A 16,221-nucleotide genomic window follows, 5' to 3' on the forward strand; every position below is an offset into this window, starting at 1 on the left:
ACCAAACCCAACTATATTCCCCGCACCTATTTTCTGGGAATATAGTTGAAGTGTTAGATTTTGCACTGTTTCATTTTTTTAAATATGGTATGGGATCAAATTTGTCCTCTAAAGAATATCAAGATTATTTGTTGAAGGTTAAGGCAGGTCTTCTTTTAACAGCCGTTTTGTTGGTCTTTCTTCTACCCAACATTACCGACTCTTTTGCCCAAACAAATAACGGTAGGTTTACGTTTCCTAATGGAGGCATTGTCGAATATGCAATAGAAAATGGCCAAGTATCTAACATGGAAATTTACCACGATACAAAGTCACTTAGAATCAATATCTCAGCATACGGTGATGGTAGACTAGATCTTTCCATTCCAAGAGATGTTCTTGATGCAAAAAACGGATATGATGATAGTTTTATAGTTTTGGTTAATGGTGTTCAAGCTAATTTTGATGAGCAAACCACTTCAATTATTATTCTAGAAATGGATGTTTTGGAGAGAATTATCTAAGTTATGGTGGAACTTGTGATGGAATTGATGAAACAAGCGGTTTGTTAATTGTAGTTGATAATAGGCAAATTAACAAACTAACCAAACTTACTGTAAAACAACAAGAAATGTAGGATTAGAGGATCTAAAGCGTTGCTTTCCATCACACAGTAATGGCGATGTGGACAAGAAGCTAAAGAAACTGGTAAGGAGAACTTTGTCTTACAGCACACCACATCGTATGGCCCTCAATACGCCCTGAACCCCCAGCGATTGCAGGATGTAATAGATGAGCTTGACAATACCAAATGATCTTATGTTCTTTTGAACAACAGTCGTCTTAAGTCTTAGAAGACGCTCTTTTTGGATACGATGTATGAGAAACGTGAGATTGGCCAGCGTTGATGATTATCTTGCCTTGATTTTCTTGTAAGCAGCCTTCTCAAGCCTGTTCATTATTCCAAGACCGATGCCCTTCTTTGGAACTGCCTGCACCAAAATCACATCAATTTTCTTTGAATCAAATTCCCTAAAGACTCCGAACAAACTGGCGGCAAATTTCTGATAGCTTGGACCCACAATCTTTATCGCATCGGCGTTATACCTTGCTTTCGTAATGCAGACGATGCCTACTCTTTTCTGCTGCTTTTTTAATTCTCTTGTAAGCCTGATAATCTTCTGAGAGACCTTGCTTTCAGATCCTTCAACCAATATCACTTGAGCGTCGGGGGAATAGTGTTTGTATTTCATTCCTGGCGAGCGATAAACGATTTTTGCTTTTTTCCCCCTGAGTACAGGATGAATCTTTATCTTTCCCAACTCCTTCTGAAGCTGCTCAACGCTCACACCTCCTGGACGAAGAAGGATCGGCGTCTTTGCTGTAAGATCTATTACAGTCGATTCGATCCCAATCTTTGTGCTGCCACCGTCCAGTATCAAGCCTATTCTTCCATCCATATCTTCTAGTACATGCTCTGCAGTGGTGGGACTGGGCCTGCCAAAATAATTTGCCGATGGTGCAGCAATGGGAGTGTGCGCTTCCCTGATCAGCAACGTGGCAATAAAATTCTCTGGCATTCGAATCGCCACGGTGTCCAATCCGCCAGTTGTTATCTTTGGAACAATCTTGGATTTTTTTAAAACCACAGTAAGCGGTCCGGGCCAAAACCTTCTTGAAATCTTCTTCATTACATTGGGTATGTCTACTGCAAGTTTAGCAAGATCGTCCTCATCTGAAATGTGAACAATTAACGGATTATCCGACGGTCTCCCCTTTGCAACAAAGATCTTCTTTACGGCCCTTGCGTTGAGCGCGTCGGCGCCAAGCCCGTAGACCGTCTCGGTGGGAAATGCGACAACGCCTCCGCTCCTGATTAGTTTTGCAGCCTCCCTAATCTTTGTCAGCTCTGGCTTTTTTGGATTGACTCTCTGAATCTTGGTGCGCATTTTGTTGACTTTAAGGCAGATCGACGCTCGAATTAAACTATGGACTTTTAAGTAAATTTCCCGCCATTCATACAATGAAAGTCGACGCAAAAAAAATCGCACTAGAGAGAATGTCTGTACTAATGAGACAGGCAGTGCTAAATGCCAGAAAGAATCCTGCACTAGCACAAAGACAGGCTGGACTGGCAAAGCGGATAAGCACAAAATACAGGGTGAAGATGCCCTATGAGATTAAAATGAACTTTTGCAAAAAATGCAAGATGTTCATAGTGCCTGGCATGACCTCAAGGATAAGGCTTGGCAGGTCCACGCTCAAGTCAATTAGGATAACGTGTTCCTATTGCAACCACACCTACAGAAAAGTGATTCCTGCTAGGTCTTCAAAAGCCCACTCTGACAAAGTACCTTTATAAGACGATTTACAAGTCTGACTTTCACATGGCAAAAGTCTATGATGTCCCAGCAGATATTCTGATAACACGCTTGGCGCAGATACTCAAAAGTGAAAACATTGCCAAACCAGAGTGGACTAACTTTGTCAAGACAGGCTCCCACGTACAAAGACCGCCACACGAGAAAGACTGGTGGTATACGAGATGTGCATCTGTATTCAGAAAAATATACCTGCACGGGCCAATAGGAATAAACGATCTTAGATCAGAGTATGGAGGCTCCAAGGCAGTAGGATACGCGTTCTCGCATCACCGCGATGCAGGAGGGGCAATAATCCGTCACGCAATACACGAGCTTGAAAAACTTGGTTATGTGGAAAAAGTCGCAGGAAAAGGCCGGGTCGTCTCACATCAAGGAATGAAAAAGCTTGACAGACTTGCCTCTGAAATAATAGACGAATTAGCAGCACAAAACCCGATTCTTAAAGTCTATTCATAGTGAATCACTATGGACTATGAGCAAGATCCACCAAATCCTCAACAGGAAGCACAGATCGCAGCCCAAAAAGAGATTATACTAAAACAACTTCTCTCGCCTGAGGCACGGCTGCGACTAAACAACGTAAGAATGGTAAAGCCTGAACTGGCAGCTCTTGTAGAAAACTATCTGATAGGAATGGCCTCGCAGGGAAGACTACACTCACAGATCTCCGATGAGCAGCTAAAGCAAATTCTAATGTCTGTTCAGCAGCCAAAACGAGACTTCAAAATCAACAGGCGCTAGTCAAGAAAATATAATTAGGGGTTAACTAGGATCCAATTCATGAAAGCGCTAGTCTATGAAGAATATGCTCCTGACGATAATTATGCAAAAATCCTCAAAGTTAAAGAAATACCAGATCCAAAACCAAAAGCTAATGAAGTTGTTTTAAAACTAAAGGCCGCAGCTCTGAACTATAATGACCTGTGGGGGATGAGGGGACAGCCTATCGCAATCCCACTGCCTCACATATCCGGTTCTGATGCAGCAGGCGAAGTAGTTGCAGTAGGTGAAGATGTGACAAACTTCAAGGTAGGAGACAAAGTTGTATCTCATTCAAATCTTGCGTGCAGAACTTGTGAACTATGTACGTCTGGTAGAGAATATGACTGTACAAAAAGACAAGTTTGGGGATTCCAAACGGGCCCATTATGGGGTGCATACAGTGAACTTGTGCATCTGCCAGAAACAAATGTCTCAAAAATTCCAGAAGGAGTTAGCTTTGAAGCGGCAGCAGCTGCATCCATGACTATTCTTACATCATGGCATATGCTAGTGGGTAGAGCAAAGATTGTACCTGGACAGATAGTGTTGATAATGGGTGGTGGCTCTGGTGTTGGAAGCTTTGGCATTCAGATTGCAAAGTTATACAACTGTCATGTAATTGCAACTGCAAGTAAGGACAAGCTGGAAAAATGTCTAAAATTAGGAGCAGACTATGCAGTGGATCATCGAAAGGAAGACTGGTCTAAGGAAGTCTATAAAATAACCAAGGATATAGCCGCAAAAGAAGGTAGAAGGACTGGCATTGACGTTGCATTTGATCACATTGGAGAGACTCACTTTAACAAACAGCTAACACTGTTGAACTATGGTGGAACCTTGGTATCATGTGGAGCGACAACCGGTTATGATGCAAAAATTGATCTCCGACACATCTTCTTTAAGGGAATCAATGTGTTAGGTTCTACGCAGGGAACCAAAGCAGAAATGGAAGCAGGATTGTACTGGATGGGTAAAGGCAAGATAAAAGCTGAAATAGACTCGATATATCCATTTGAGCAAGCTGCCGAAGCTCACACCAAGATGCTAAAAGGCAACTTCTTTGGCAAAATCTTAATGAAGCCAGAAGGCGCCTAGTCATTAAATGGCTGGGCTCTTTCGAAGCCTCCTGTTCGTTCCGGGAAACAATCCAAGATTTTTAGAAAAGGCAAAGACCATTCAAGCCGACATAATATGTTTTGATCTTGAGGATTCGGTGCCAGATACTGAGAAGGAGAACGCAAGAAAGCTTATAAAAAAAGCACTGAACTCGCGCTCAGAGTATGCCTCAAGCGTATACGTCCGTACAAATGCCCCCTCGTCAGGAAAAATTCCGGATGATCTTGAGCAGATAGTGCAAAAAGGACTAGACGGGATCGTAATACCAAAGGTAGATTCAGCCAAAGACGTACTTAAAATAAAAAAAATGCTTGCCAACCTTGAAAAAAAACGCAAGATCGACCAGCTAGCAATAATTCCATCAATAGAGTCCTCTCTTGGCGTGGTAAATACATATGAAATTGCCTCGTCCAGCAAGCGCGTTGCCGCAGTCATATTCGGCGTCTTTGATCTGCTAAACGATATGGGAATAGAATACAAAAAGCAAGCAGAAGGCGCCAAATATGCACGTGCAAAAATCCCGCTTGATGCAAGGGCAGCAGGAGTCTATGCAATAGATGCAATATGGCAAGACCTGCAGGACAAAGACGGCCTGTTGCAGGACTGCATCACAGGCAAGAGCCTTGGATATGTTGGAAAAAGCATCATACACCCTGACCAGATTCCGGTTGCCCACGGGGCATTTGCACCAAACAAGGCAGAGCTAGAATGGGCAAATAAGGTATGTCAGGCGTATGTTGAATCCACAAAAAAAGGCAGAGGTGCTACAGTAGTTGATGGCAAGATGATAGACGAAGTGCATTACAAGCAGGCAAGAGCACTATTGGATATTGCCAAAATCAACTAACATGGTGCTAACTCTTCGTTATTCAAATTCCAATTAAAAACACTCAAACTACCACGTTCGTATATTGAAAAAACATGTGGCCATAATTGGAGCTGGAATAAGTGGACTGTGTACTGGCGCGCTTCTTGCAAAGGAAGGAATTGAGGTAACAATATTCGAAAAATCTGCAAGAGTGGGCGGCAGAACAATCTCAACGCAATTTCGTGGCCATATACTTGATAACGGATTTCATATAATGCCGTTCTACAAGACATCATCGGTTTATACAATTCTTGCAGATATTGGAGTATTAGGAAGAATTCCACTTGCAAAGGTACATGATATATCATTCTATCAGAACGGTCAATTTCATAGATATCCAAAAGGACTTGGCGATATACTGCGCATGTCTCTTTTGCCTCTCAAAAGCAAGATTTCGCTTTTGAGAATACTGATTCCAATGGCATTTTCATCAATAAAAAGATCAGAGAAACTGGACGATCAATCACTTGATAGTATAATATCCAAGCTCGAACCAAGGGCAAAGTCGTTTTTTGATGCAGTATGTATGCTTGCGTTTGCTGATACACCAGATCGAGTAGCCCTTGGGGAGTTTGTAAGGACGATAATACGAGCAAACCCGTTACGGGGTGGAACAAGCGAGTTTGCCTATCCCAGTGAAGGCGGTTACGATACCATCTGCAAGGTCCTTGCATCATACATATTGGAGCAGGGAGGCAAGATACACTTCAATAGAAAAATAACCAAGGTACAGATAAAAGATGGCGTAATCAGGGGAATAGTGGAAGCAGGCGGAGGTATCACTGAGGTTGACTGTGTGGTGATCTCATATCCTGCATATCTTGCGGTGCACGATCTGTTTGAGGAACAAATACTTGATGCAGAGTTTCTAAACTGGCTTGATCGCCTTCACAAGACGACGTCAGTGGTAGAAGTTCATTTTTGTCTTGCAGAAAAGATAGATACAAGACAGATCGTCTTCCCGATAAATTCTGGTTGTACTGCAAAAGGGATATTCTTTGTATCTAATATTTCTCCATCCGTATCGCCTCCTGGACAGCAGCTGATCATGGCAGGAACTCCCGTATCGCAGGAATATGCAGATGATGCAAATAAGATAAGAGAGATCACCAAGAAAATGAAGATGGAGCTAGCAAACATGTATCCTGCCTTTGAGAGGAGTTTACTGTGGGAGCGTCCAATGTCATGGAAGCTTGTTGAGGCAGTAGTAAAGGAGCCCGGCATGGTGTGGAAGAAAAAGGCACCGCACCAGATTAGTGGAATAAACGGCCTTTTTTTCGTCGGGGATTCTACCGTAAGCTATGGAATAGGTACTGATTCTGCTGCACACAGCTCGCTCCTCTGTCATCCAAAAATACTCTCATATCTGAAAGGCTAGTGCTACATTCTGAATAGACTGCCGCAAACTAAAATGCTACAAAACACCAAATATGCATATGCACTATTCATTAAAGATAAAAAAATTGGACATACAACAAAGCTATTTCGTAGGCAAGGCAGAATTGGGAAGGAAGGAATACAACGTAAACATCCAAGGGGAGGGCAGCAAAGGAAAGTCCATACTGTTCCCGTTTGAGGCACCAGAGCAACCAGTACTGGTGAGGCTGTCCGGACCAAAGGCCTTTGTCGAAGAATTTCTACAATACGGAGGCAGGTCTGAGTGGATTGAAATAGACTCTGATTTGATGACCTCTTATGCAGCTGATCATCAGGACGAATTCGACTATATTGAAATTTATCCGGACATAAACGAGTAGTGTACACAAATGAGAAGGATTTACATCATGGTGGCATGTGCAATGACAGCATATTTTACAATGACCACACTGGTACTGCCAGAATCGTATCAGAATATGCACACAAGCATACCTGAGCCAAGAATAGATATTGCATTGTCCCATTCTACGGTAACACTGGGTCAATCATTTGAGATATCAACTGTCTCATATAATGATGGAGATGACGCAGACCTGCAGTTAGTGTCGGTTGCATTTCCACAAAGTAAAGATCTTGACGGGATAAAAATAATATCATATGATTTTTTACAATCGCCTCGCCTAATTGAGACTGGAAAAGAAATAGGCTCTCAGTATGCTGGGGGAGCAAAGACAGTAAAATCACAGTATCCGTCAATTGAAGCATACAGTAGACCATCAAAAGAAGGAGATACTTTTACAATGACAATAGAAGTGACTCCAAAAGAGATAGGCACTTTTCACATTTATACAAAGTCAGTAGCAATGCCGCACACATCAGAATTTGCGCACTTTCCGTCGCATGGAATAATTGATCACCAGGGAGAATTTGTGCAACAACATACTGTTGAGGTTATTCCATGAGACGACAGCTAACTCTTGATAGAAAGATGGATTATGCCAAATTCAGCTTGATTGGAAACCTCATAGTCAGCATAGGCATTATGATGGTGACAGCAGGAGGTAGCTGGGACATAACAAACCACATTCTCAACAAGCCTGAAACATTCTTTGCTCCGCCGCATGCAGTGCTGTACTCTGGCGTAGGAACGGCATTGCTTGGTTTTTTCGTGTCGTATCTAGGATGGAAAAAGAGTGGTAAACACTACCCATTTGCCATGGGAATGAAAATCTGCGGAATGGGAATAAGTCTTCTTTTGGCCGCAGGGCCTGCCGATTTTGTCTGGCATTCCAATTTCGGTCTTGACGGACTTCTTAGCCCACCGCATCTTGCGCTAATCTCCGGCATGATGCTTTCGGCCGTAGGTGCATTTGTAAACTCTGCACGATACACAAAGCAGCAAGTCAATTCGTCCCGAATTTTGATTATAATTTCTCTCATTCCGGTATGGTTTTCGGCGACTGGTCTATTCTACTCGTTCTCACTTCCATTCTCGGAAACAGACTATTTCGACTTTAATCCACACCCTGTATTTGCAGCAGCATTTGCATCAGCTGCCTATCCATTTCTCATATCCTCAATTCTTATCACTGCCTCGACTTTATGTGGACGCAAATTTGGCGTGGTTAGTATCATTGGCATATCATATCTTGGAATAATGTCCCTTACGGCGATAGTACCAAACGAGTCACTTCTGGCTACAATCCCGTTTTACTGGTTAAATCTAATTCCGATCGTTTGCGGGGATCTCGTATTATCAAAAGCTAAAAGCGCAAGTGGCATATTTGCAGCAGGTGCCATCTTTGGAAGCGCCTTCTTTTTTATGTACTATCCACTTATTACCTACACCTACAACGAGGTTTTCCTCGAGAAAGTGATATGGCCAAGTCTTACCTCATTTGTGTACTTTGAGATGGTGCCAACTATTGCGCCCATACTTGTTGCATCTGGTTCTGTAGCAGGCATGTTTGGGGCAAAATTCGCAAAAAAACTCACTAATGCTTTGTGAATTAGAAAAAATAGGTTAGTGGAGGTCTAGCGGTATGCTTGCTGAGCCCCACGGCTCCTTTACGTTGAATTTATACTCTCTTGAGGGGTCGAACTCAAAGTCAGTATAGCTTCCATATCCTATGGCAGGACCAAACAGCATATTGATAAATCTGGACTGTCCGGGTTTTAACACCACTTGACCGTTTGTAAAATCGTGCGCAGAATACTTGTATGTTGTTTTGCCATCTGTCAAGTCATAATTACATACTGCAGGACCAGTACAGTAAAGCGTTATGTTATCGCTTGAGCCTGTGTTTTCCACTAGAAACTTCAAGTTAACAACGTCGGTATCAGTACTACTCTCAACCTTTGCTCCGGCGTAATAGAATGTAATCGGACCTATCGCATAGCCTTTCGCTTTTGTCTTGAATTGATCAACTTCGTATTTTACCTTTGTTTGCGTTTCACATTCGTATTGCTGACGCTGCGTTTCTTTTTGTCTACATACTTCAAGCTTTGATTCTAACGTATCTGTCTGTTGCGTTTGACGTACAGGGTCTACCACAACTATGCCGTTCTTTATGAGAAATTGGATTCCCTGAATAAAATCTCCGTCAGATATGGTTCCATCTGCCCACCATTTTGCATTGTTCTTGACCCATGCTGGTATATCAGAGGACATGCTAGTACCTTGGGCGGTTTCTGGTACCTTGATTATATTTCGAGTTACTAGATACTGTATGCCCTGTACAAAGTCAGAGTCGCCTATGGTTCCATCTGCCCACCATTTTGCATTGTTCTTGACCCATGCTGGTATTTCCTCGGCGCTTACATGCTGCCAGGACAATCCTACAAGTATGGCAATAGCAATTGTAACGATTGTTTTCATTGTTGTTTGTCATCGTTTTTATTATATAAAGTGGTTATGGTGATTTATTCTAGTGCTAATTCTTTTATCTGGATTTAGCACTAGTAAAATGGTTTTATCGCATCTTAAATACAAAAACACACAGATCGTGCTTATGGCCACATCATGTAAGGGAACATGCAAAAATTTCAGGGCAGAGTCTGTGCAGAACAAGATAAGATATGAATTGGGTCACAAAAGATGCTCGTACTGCTCTATCTTCCTTCAAGTTGATGGAGTATGGTGTCCCTGTTGTGGCGCAAAGATGCGAAGCAAGGCAAGACACAAAAAAAGAAAGACTGCCTGTGAGTTAGGAGCAAGTCCAAATGCCGCATGTTGTGTTTGATAAGAGTATAAACCTTGATATCTTGGCAAGTAGCTTTGAGCCCATCTTCGTTAGGGAACCGTATATCATCAAGATTCAAGACATATTTGTTAGTAAGTCAAAAAAATCAGCACTTGTTCCTACAGTGATAGTGGACAAGAAAAACCAAAATTTCCTAATAGAAATATTTGCAAAGGACAACAAAACCACTATACGATTATTTCCATGGACAGATCCTGAAAAAACAGATGGCGTCAAGATGGCACTTGGATATCTTTCAGCCATAATACAGCGCAAGTTTGACATAGCTTGTGTCTCTAGAACAAATATCTTGGAATTCATACCTGCAATTTAGTACGATATTGCCTGAAAAGTTTTTTTGTAATTGATGATTCTATACTATGATCCACTATTGGAGGTGGATAGTCTATACCAGTAGGTCGCATCTTGTACAAATTGTGAATCTGTTTTGCTTTAAGACCGGCAAGTTCTGGAATCCATTTTATGATGTAACTGCAGTCTGCGTCAAATTTTTTTTGCTGTCGCCACGGGTTAAAAATCCTGAACCATGGTTGTGCGTCACATCCTGTAGATGCAACCCATTGCCAATTTCCATTGTTTACGGCAGGGTCATAGTCTATAAGATTTTTGGCAAAATGCCGTTCCCCTATCTTCCAATCTATATGCAGATCCTTGACAAGAAATGACGCTGCGATCATTCTGATACGGTTGTGCATAAATCCTGTCTTATCTAACTGCCTCATCCCAGCATCAATTATGGGAAATCCAGTATTACCATTCTTCCATGCCTCTAGATGTTTCCTGTTACAGGACCATTTGATCTTGGAATATTTTGTGTTAAAAGGACCTGAAATCACATGTGGGAAATGGTACAAAATATGTCCGAAAAACTCTCTCCAGTGGATCTGGCCCATCAAAGCATGATGCATACCAAGATAATCAGATATGGCATGATACACTTCCCTTGAAGATACGGTGCCAAATCTGCTATGGGCAGAAAGCATGGTAGTGCCAGACAAACTGGGATAGTTACGCTCCCTGTCATATCCGGCAAAATCTGCAATTCTTTTGAGAATTTGAAGACCGTATTTCCTACCGCCAAATGTGGTAGAGACCTGCTCTAGTTTTGTTTTCAAGAACTTCTTACTAACTTCCTGATTAAATAGCGTGCATTCAAAGTTCACATGTTTGTTCTGTACTGGCTTTGAGACTGGAATCTGTATTGCAGCCCTAAAAAACTGTGAGAATACCGTATACGGGTTACCCTTTTTGGTTTTAATCAGATCTGGATGGTACAAAAAATGATCTGTGTATTGCTGAAACCGTATGCTGGCCTTTTTACAAAACTCTGAAATTGAATTCTGCCTCCTTTTTGCAAACAAAGTGTAATCTTGATTAATAAAGACCGCATCTATTTTCTGCTTACTGTCTATGTCATTGAGTGCTTTGACATAATCACCTGAAAAAATATGCAAGGTTGCACTCATTCTTGTAAATTCATCTGCAAGATCCGTCAAACACTCTATCAAAAATTGTTTTCTGCGTTCTGGAATGTTTTCATTTTCTACAAAGGTAGAATTTAACACAAAACATGGTATGACCCTTTGCGATCTCTTGCACGCTTCTAGTAGGGCAGTGTTATCGTGGATCCGCATGTCTCTGGTAAAGAAAAATACGGATCTTTCAAACTCAGGTTCAACCGAGTTATCTACAACTAAGTTCATGCAGCTATCAGGCAACCGAATCCAATAAAAACTGGTAACATTTTATTTTCTAGTGGTAATGCTCAGACTGATGTTTTCTACTTAAAATATAATTTCCAAGTAACTCCTACAATGAATACACAAAAAAATGATTCTGGCGCCCTGCTTTCACATAATGAAATACGAGACTATGTAATCAGGAGTTTTATTGAGGCAAAAAACAAAGGCGACATTAACGAGCTTGTACATTTTCACTCCATCAACAAATTTCTTCTATTGGCGCATAGCCAAGATGATGCGGTAGTACTAGGCAGACTAGTTGCAAATAAGGAACGGCTTGCATACTCAAAGATATTTGAGATCTATGGGATACAGCTTGAAAAAACATTAAACAAAGAGCCTACAATAAGAACACACTCGAACGTTATACAAAAGACAATAGGATACTTCAAAAAGGATCTTTCTTTAAAAGAAAAACAATCCGCCCTTGCCATGCTCTCAATGTATAGATTGGGACAGGAAAATCTAGAGTCATTACTGTTGTTTTTAGATGATTTGACTAGGAAATTCCAGAAGACATATCTGGTAAGACAGACCTATTTCTTGCTCTACGTAAGAGTCAAATCACAAGAATTTGATTCACATCGATGAAGACAGGTTTTATGGCAGGCAGTCTCATGCGTGAGCAGGACTAACGTGTCTTCTGATGCCAGATAACATCATTCGTGATAGAGCTTTAAGATTATTCTCCAGTATTATTTGGGCGCCACCAACTTTGGCATTAGTTTGGTTTTTGAACGCTTGACCGCCTACAAATATCGGAACGTGTGTCCTTTCCAAGATCTTTTTTACCAATCTCTGACCAGGTTTTATGTTGTCTGGCAGTGTAATTGAGATAACCACAAGATCAGGCTTTGAGGATTCGACAAACCTTGCGATTGATTCGTGTGGCTCTGTCGGTGTCAGATTGTATACTTTGTGGCCCATACTGGCAAAGTTAGTTTCTAATATGTTAGCGCCAAGATTGTGTTCTTCGCCCTCAGGAACACAAATAATGATCTTCTTTTTTCTCTGCACATGAGCGTATTTACTGTTTATCATCTTTACTAGCGTGTTTGCAATGTTACTTGCAACATGCTCGTCTGCTATTCCTATCTCGTTTCTTTCCCACATGTCTCCAATCTTGTACATGACTGGAGTAAGGATCTTCTCAAAAAAGCTCATCATTCCAGATGTTTTAGAATAGCTATCATAGATCTGCTTTGTGGCATCAAAATCCCCTTTTATGAGGTGACGATATAACTGAACCCTTAGTTTTGCTAACATGTTCTCCCTTTCTGCTATTTGTGTATTATCAATAGAAGACAGGTAAGCGATTATTTTCACATTGTTCCTATAGTCTTGTGGCAGATCATCCTTTGTTACCTCTGATGCCTTTCCCAAGTATTTGATTGTCTCCTGCCTTGCTGTATTCTTTTTTGGATCCCAGACACTTTTTACAAGATACAAATATTTCTCACCTTTTACTGTTTTAGCTCTTAGGTAAACCATGAACGTGTTCCATATGTCAAATTAATAAATAATGTTAAAGATTCATTCTAGTGCTAAAATTTTAAATTACATTCGTAAAAGCCTTAACAAAACAGTATGCAATTAGCACTAGTAGTTAATTTTACTACTAGCTTAAATAATATAATTTGAAAGAACATACATGAAGCAGCAAATAAAAATACAAAGCATACAAGTGCAGCCCCATGGTGATTCTCACGGATAAATTTCTAGTTGGAATAGGTTCTTGTCTTGTGGCGTTGGGAGTTGCCTTTTTACTTGCTACGCCATACATGTTAGATACACGCGATCCATTTGTGTTAGGTGGATTTTTTTGGTCTATTGTAGGTGGAACTACTATTGGATTTGGTTGGCATGCCGGAGACAAAAAGACAAAACAGCTTAATACCATGCGTTAAACCCATGCAAGCAAATACTGTTTCTTGCCAAGAGAAACCCTATAGCATATTGATTACAGGTGCTACTGGCTTTATTGGTTCTCGCCTTGTTGTTTCATTTACAAACAAGGGCTATTCTGTAAAGGCCTTATCAAGAAAAGATATGGCTGATCGTCAGAGCGTTCGATTTGTAAAAGCTGATATGTTCAACATGGAGCAACTGGAAGCAGCACTAAATGAAGTAGATGTAGCGTACTATCTAGTCCATTCCATGGAAGGAGATAAGAAGAACTGGAAAGAATTTGCATCAAGGGAGCGAATTCAAGCACAGAACTTTCTCAAGGCCGCAACAACGGCCGGAGTTAAGAGAATAATATATCTTGGAGGTTTGGCAGATGAGGAATTAGATCTCTCACCTCATATGAAAAGTAGACACGATGTTGGAAAGATACTCTCTTCTGGAAGCATACCTGTCACACAATTACGTGCCTCATTGATAATAGGTGCAGGCGGAGGGTCTTATGCAATGCTAAGATATCTTGTAGAACGGCTAAGAATAATGGTTTGTCCAAGATGGGTAAAATCAATGGCGCAGCCTATAGCATTAGATGATGTGATTGATTATTTGATTGAGTGTATAGAAAAACCAGAAACTACTGGAAGAACATTTGACATAGGTGGTCCAGAACGACTAACTTATGAACAGCTTATGCGAATCTATTCTGCATATCTGAACAAAAATCTCTTTGTTATACATATACCATTTCTTACTACACGGCTTTCCTCGTATTGGGTCGATCTAATAACTCCCGTAAAGGCTTCACTTGCAAGGCCTCTGATTGACAGCCTTGTACACGACACAGTTGTCAGAGACGATTCCATAACAAAAATCATTCATCTCAAACTTCGTTCAGTAAGGGAAGCAATAGATCTGGCAACAATGGAAATTAACAAAAATCCGCCTCCTGAAGAGATCAAAGAAAGCAAGACTGGTTTTAAAACAAACCAGCGCCTCTTACTTGCATCTCTTTTTGTAATGTCCTTTATAGGTACAACTTATTATTGGCTAGACGACCGACAAGAAGTATACCAACTCGGTTGGATTTTGGCTTCAGCATTGTGGCTTGTCACAATCGGATTCTCAATTCTATTTGTTAAAAATAAGACAAGACTTGGATACCTTGTTGCAGGAATACTCTCATGGGCCACTCTAGCATTCTGGCTATTTGACAACTATTACGTCGTATTCCAAGATTCTATAATAGCAAGACAGCCAAACTTTGAGATGACTGTGAGGAACTTTGTCGGAGTTATAGTCGCATGCACTTCAATACTTGCATCTCATAACGTCTTTCATAAAATACACTCATATCAGTATCGAGGTGTGCCTGTCTAGAAAACATTGTTTTTTACCTAGCTGCAAATTATACTATGTAATGGATCACTACGAAGAGGCGGCAAACAACTTTTTAGAGCTATCAAGCCAGCAGAGGCTTCAAATAATATTCAGGCTTTTGGAAAAGAAGTCCAAAGTAACCTCGATGGCAAAGGAGCTTGATGCAACAGTACAAGAAGTACACAGAAATTTTGCTAGGCTCGAAGACGGCGGATTTATAACAAAAGATCCGGATGGCTATTACGCACTTACCACATATGGCAAGACGATATGCTCTCAAATTCCCTCAATAATATTTCTCTCACAGAATAGAAAGTACTTTGAAGACCACAACTTTGGTGACATACCGCCCAAATTCATCATGAGAATAGGTCAGCTTGCAAACTCGACCCACATAAAGGGAGTTGCAAAGATGATGGAGATATGGAAGTCAATATACAAAAATGCAAACGAGTACATCTACGAGATTCTTACAGAAATACCGCTTGATGTAATAGAGCCCAAAGTCAAAAGGATAGAAAAAGGTGTAAAGTTCAACTACATTCTTTCCGAATCCACCGTGATCCCACAGGGAAGGAAAAAACTACTCCAAAAGCTGAATTTTGGCAAGCTAATAGAAAAGGGGCTGGTTGAGAGACGGATGAGAAAAACGATCCAAGTGGTTGTGGTACTAAACGAAAAGGAAGCATGCGTTTCATTTCCAAACATAGAAGGCGAACCGGAAATAACAGAAATGTTCTACAGCGCGGACTCGATGTTCCACGAGTGGTGCCTTGACTACTTTAGATATTGCTGGTATGCGTCAGAAACATTTCAAGAAAACAAGCTGCGTGAATGACTGTATTTTGTTGAATCGTGGTCGTTGGAGCACCGGCAGGAACGCTCCAGTCCACAATGTTGCCTGAGATTTTTGCATATTAAAGACGCGCGTAGGAATTATCAGTGCCATCTAAAATAAGGCATGCCGCACTGTGGTGCACATTCTCATATAATTCAGAGTGTAATGTATGGTATGTCAACAATCCAAATCCAAAGGGAATGGCAGCCTGAGCCAACAAAAAGTCTGGTTCGAAATTATCCAGTACAAGAAGGTACAAAATTTCATGTAAGACAGCAAGAGTGCATCGTCTGCTCGATACCAAAAGTGCCATACGTATTTGGCCAAGAAAAAATCCCACTTGTTATGGCATGCCCAAAGTGCGGACACAAGTCGTGGGCTCAAACAGCTCAAAATTGGCAGAAGGCAAAATTGGCAGAAGTATGCGTAAGATAGTATCGATTGGAGATCGCTGAACAAAATAGACTGATCAGGTTGTACCAACATGTTTCAGAAAGTAATGAATCAGTTGATGATTTCCAACCTCCATGTATTTGATACTTTATCTAATATGATGCATATGGCAGATGTTGTATTCTCTATAGATCACAGAAAACTATTGTCGCCGCTT

21 protein-coding genes are annotated in these 16,221 nt (G+C 41.0%); 17 read left to right on the forward strand and 4 right to left on the reverse strand.

From position 1 onward, the window contains the following. Positions 1–50: 50 nt before the first annotated feature. Complete coding sequence (locus NITUZ_RS00765) at positions 51–503, forward strand: hypothetical protein (RefSeq protein WP_048194264.1); 453 nt, start codon at positions 51–53, stop codon at positions 501–503. Positions 504–890: 387 nt separating this feature from the next. Here NITUZ_RS00765 and NITUZ_RS00770 read toward each other — a convergent pair whose 3' ends face one another. Next, entirely contained in the window at positions 891–1,928 is a 1,038-nt protein-coding gene (locus NITUZ_RS00770; RefSeq protein WP_048194266.1) for an L-threonylcarbamoyladenylate synthase, read from the reverse strand. Positions 1,929–2,002: 74 nt separating this feature from the next. Here NITUZ_RS00770 and NITUZ_RS00775 point away from each other — a divergent pair, with 74 nt between their 5' ends. From NITUZ_RS00775 to NITUZ_RS00815, 9 genes are all read left to right on the forward strand, one after another. Next, positions 2,003–2,341 (forward strand): ribonuclease P protein component 4, encoded by a 339-nt coding sequence (locus NITUZ_RS00775; RefSeq protein WP_048194268.1) that lies wholly within the window; start codon positions 2,003–2,005, stop codon positions 2,339–2,341. A gap of 25 nt (positions 2,342–2,366) precedes the next feature. Further along, complete coding sequence (locus NITUZ_RS00780; RefSeq protein WP_048194271.1) at positions 2,367–2,819, forward strand: 30S ribosomal protein S19e; 453 nt, start codon at positions 2,367–2,369, stop codon at positions 2,817–2,819. 9 nt (positions 2,820–2,828) lie between these two features. After that, entirely contained in the window at positions 2,829–3,104 is a 276-nt protein-coding gene (locus NITUZ_RS00785; protein ID WP_048194273.1) for a DNA-binding protein, read from the forward strand. Between the two features lie 39 nt (positions 3,105–3,143). Continuing rightward, positions 3,144–4,220: a zinc-binding dehydrogenase gene (locus NITUZ_RS00790; RefSeq protein ID WP_048194275.1), complete on the forward strand. Its 1,077-nt coding sequence runs from the start codon at positions 3,144–3,146 to the stop codon at positions 4,218–4,220. A 7-nt stretch (positions 4,221–4,227) separates the two neighbouring features. Further along, positions 4,228–5,088 (forward strand): HpcH/HpaI aldolase/citrate lyase family protein, encoded by an 861-nt coding sequence (locus tag NITUZ_RS00795; protein WP_048194277.1) that lies wholly within the window; start codon positions 4,228–4,230, stop codon positions 5,086–5,088. Positions 5,089–5,152: 64 nt separating this feature from the next. After that, positions 5,153–6,487 carry a protoporphyrinogen/coproporphyrinogen oxidase gene (locus tag NITUZ_RS00800; protein WP_048194279.1) on the forward strand — a complete coding sequence of 445 codons (1,335 nt, stop codon included), beginning with the start codon at positions 5,153–5,155 and terminating at the stop codon, positions 6,485–6,487. A gap of 58 nt (positions 6,488–6,545) precedes the next feature. After that, positions 6,546–6,866, forward strand: a complete 321-nt coding sequence (locus tag NITUZ_RS00805; RefSeq protein WP_048194281.1) for a hypothetical protein — start codon at positions 6,546–6,548, stop codon at positions 6,864–6,866. Between the two features lie 9 nt (positions 6,867–6,875). After that, on the forward strand, positions 6,876–7,448 hold the full coding sequence (locus tag NITUZ_RS00810; protein WP_048194287.1) for a hypothetical protein: 573 nt from the start codon (positions 6,876–6,878) through the stop codon (positions 7,446–7,448). Beyond that, positions 7,445–8,494: a hypothetical protein gene (locus tag NITUZ_RS00815; protein WP_048194289.1), complete on the forward strand. Its 1,050-nt coding sequence runs from the start codon at positions 7,445–7,447 to the stop codon at positions 8,492–8,494. Before NITUZ_RS00810 ends, NITUZ_RS00815 begins: the two co-directional genes overlap by 4 nt. A gap of 15 nt (positions 8,495–8,509) precedes the next feature. On the opposite strand, the gene NITUZ_RS00820 is transcribed toward NITUZ_RS00815, so the two are convergent. Beyond that, positions 8,510–9,364, reverse strand: coding sequence for a hypothetical protein (locus tag NITUZ_RS00820; protein ID WP_048194291.1), 855 nt, complete (start codon positions 9,362–9,364; stop codon positions 8,510–8,512). A 52-nt stretch (positions 9,365–9,416) separates the two neighbouring features. Here NITUZ_RS00820 and NITUZ_RS10235 point away from each other — a divergent pair, with 52 nt between their 5' ends. Both NITUZ_RS10235 and NITUZ_RS00830 read left to right on the forward strand, forming a co-directional pair. Further along, entirely contained in the window at positions 9,417–9,728 is a 312-nt protein-coding gene (locus NITUZ_RS10235; RefSeq protein ID WP_244443776.1) for a hypothetical protein, read from the forward strand. After that, entirely contained in the window at positions 9,709–10,062 is a 354-nt protein-coding gene (locus NITUZ_RS00830; RefSeq protein WP_048194292.1) for a hypothetical protein, read from the forward strand. The genes NITUZ_RS10235 and NITUZ_RS00830 overlap by 20 nt, the downstream gene beginning before the upstream one ends. On the opposite strand, the gene NITUZ_RS00835 is transcribed toward NITUZ_RS00830, so the two are convergent. Beyond that, positions 10,046–11,452: a cryptochrome/photolyase family protein gene (locus tag NITUZ_RS00835; RefSeq protein ID WP_048194294.1), complete on the reverse strand. Its 1,407-nt coding sequence runs from the start codon at positions 11,450–11,452 to the stop codon at positions 10,046–10,048. The two genes, NITUZ_RS00830 and NITUZ_RS00835, sit on opposite strands and share 17 nt — an antisense overlap. Positions 11,453–11,563: 111 nt before the next feature. Between NITUZ_RS00835 and NITUZ_RS00840 the strand changes: the two genes are divergently transcribed. Beyond that, positions 11,564–12,082, forward strand: a complete 519-nt coding sequence (locus NITUZ_RS00840; protein WP_048194295.1) for a DUF1722 domain-containing protein — start codon at positions 11,564–11,566, stop codon at positions 12,080–12,082. A 24-nt stretch (positions 12,083–12,106) separates the two neighbouring features. On the opposite strand, the gene NITUZ_RS00845 is transcribed toward NITUZ_RS00840, so the two are convergent. Next, positions 12,107–12,982, reverse strand: coding sequence for a cobalamin B12-binding domain-containing protein (locus tag NITUZ_RS00845; RefSeq protein WP_048194297.1), 876 nt, complete (start codon positions 12,980–12,982; stop codon positions 12,107–12,109). A 203-nt stretch (positions 12,983–13,185) separates the two neighbouring features. Between NITUZ_RS00845 and NITUZ_RS09930 the strand changes: the two genes are divergently transcribed. From NITUZ_RS09930 to NITUZ_RS00860, 4 genes are all read left to right on the forward strand, one after another. After that, positions 13,186–13,398 carry a hypothetical protein gene (locus NITUZ_RS09930; protein ID WP_155991164.1) on the forward strand — a complete coding sequence of 71 codons (213 nt, stop codon included), beginning with the start codon at positions 13,186–13,188 and terminating at the stop codon, positions 13,396–13,398. A 4-nt stretch (positions 13,399–13,402) separates the two neighbouring features. Then, positions 13,403–14,773, forward strand: coding sequence for an NmrA family NAD(P)-binding protein (locus tag NITUZ_RS00850; RefSeq protein WP_048194856.1), 1,371 nt, complete (start codon positions 13,403–13,405; stop codon positions 14,771–14,773). A gap of 40 nt (positions 14,774–14,813) precedes the next feature. Further along, on the forward strand, positions 14,814–15,611 hold the full coding sequence (locus tag NITUZ_RS00855) for a helix-turn-helix transcriptional regulator (RefSeq protein ID WP_048194299.1): 798 nt from the start codon (positions 14,814–14,816) through the stop codon (positions 15,609–15,611). A 174-nt stretch (positions 15,612–15,785) separates the two neighbouring features. After that, positions 15,786–16,046: a hypothetical protein gene (locus NITUZ_RS00860; RefSeq protein WP_048194858.1), complete on the forward strand. Its 261-nt coding sequence runs from the start codon at positions 15,786–15,788 to the stop codon at positions 16,044–16,046. Positions 16,047–16,221 lie beyond the last annotated feature (175 nt).

This window comes from Candidatus Nitrosotenuis uzonensis, from assembly GCF_000723185.1.
Lineage (GTDB): Archaea > Thermoproteota > Nitrososphaeria > Nitrososphaerales > Nitrosopumilaceae > Nitrosotenuis > Nitrosotenuis uzonensis.

What these genes read in the sequence shown, in the direction of transcription:
- NITUZ_RS00770 (WP_048194266.1), bottom strand. Translation starts at nt 1,928, where the DNA reads ATGCGCACCAAGATTCAGAGAGTCAATCCAAAAAAGCCAGAGCTGACA.
- NITUZ_RS00845 (WP_048194297.1), bottom strand. Translation starts at nt 12,982, where the DNA reads ATGGTTTACCTAAGAGCTAAAACAGTAAAAGGTGAGAAATATTTGTAT.
- NITUZ_RS00840 (WP_048194295.1), top strand. Translation starts at nt 11,564, where the DNA reads ATGAATACACAAAAAAATGATTCTGGCGCCCTGCTTTCACATAATGAA.
- NITUZ_RS00830 (WP_048194292.1), top strand. Translation starts at nt 9,709, where the DNA reads ATGCCGCATGTTGTGTTTGATAAGAGTATAAACCTTGATATCTTGGCA.
- NITUZ_RS09930 (WP_155991164.1), top strand. Translation starts at nt 13,186, where the DNA reads ATGGTGATTCTCACGGATAAATTTCTAGTTGGAATAGGTTCTTGTCTT.
- NITUZ_RS00835 (WP_048194294.1), bottom strand. Translation starts at nt 11,452, where the DNA reads ATGAACTTAGTTGTAGATAACTCGGTTGAACCTGAGTTTGAAAGATCC.
- NITUZ_RS00805 (WP_048194281.1), top strand. Translation starts at nt 6,546, where the DNA reads ATGCACTATTCATTAAAGATAAAAAAATTGGACATACAACAAAGCTAT.
- NITUZ_RS00855 (WP_048194299.1), top strand. Translation starts at nt 14,814, where the DNA reads ATGGATCACTACGAAGAGGCGGCAAACAACTTTTTAGAGCTATCAAGC.
- NITUZ_RS00775 (WP_048194268.1), top strand. Translation starts at nt 2,003, where the DNA reads ATGAAAGTCGACGCAAAAAAAATCGCACTAGAGAGAATGTCTGTACTA.
- NITUZ_RS00860 (WP_048194858.1), top strand. Translation starts at nt 15,786, where the DNA reads ATGTCAACAATCCAAATCCAAAGGGAATGGCAGCCTGAGCCAACAAAA.
- NITUZ_RS00815 (WP_048194289.1), top strand. Translation starts at nt 7,445, where the DNA reads ATGAGACGACAGCTAACTCTTGATAGAAAGATGGATTATGCCAAATTC.
- NITUZ_RS00795 (WP_048194277.1), top strand. Translation starts at nt 4,228, where the DNA reads ATGGCTGGGCTCTTTCGAAGCCTCCTGTTCGTTCCGGGAAACAATCCA.
- NITUZ_RS00820 (WP_048194291.1), bottom strand. Translation starts at nt 9,364, where the DNA reads ATGAAAACAATCGTTACAATTGCTATTGCCATACTTGTAGGATTGTCC.
- NITUZ_RS00850 (WP_048194856.1), top strand. Translation starts at nt 13,403, where the DNA reads ATGCAAGCAAATACTGTTTCTTGCCAAGAGAAACCCTATAGCATATTG.
- NITUZ_RS00780 (WP_048194271.1), top strand. Translation starts at nt 2,367, where the DNA reads ATGGCAAAAGTCTATGATGTCCCAGCAGATATTCTGATAACACGCTTG.
- NITUZ_RS00785 (WP_048194273.1), top strand. Translation starts at nt 2,829, where the DNA reads ATGGACTATGAGCAAGATCCACCAAATCCTCAACAGGAAGCACAGATC.
- NITUZ_RS00810 (WP_048194287.1), top strand. Translation starts at nt 6,876, where the DNA reads ATGAGAAGGATTTACATCATGGTGGCATGTGCAATGACAGCATATTTT.
- NITUZ_RS00790 (WP_048194275.1), top strand. Translation starts at nt 3,144, where the DNA reads ATGAAAGCGCTAGTCTATGAAGAATATGCTCCTGACGATAATTATGCA.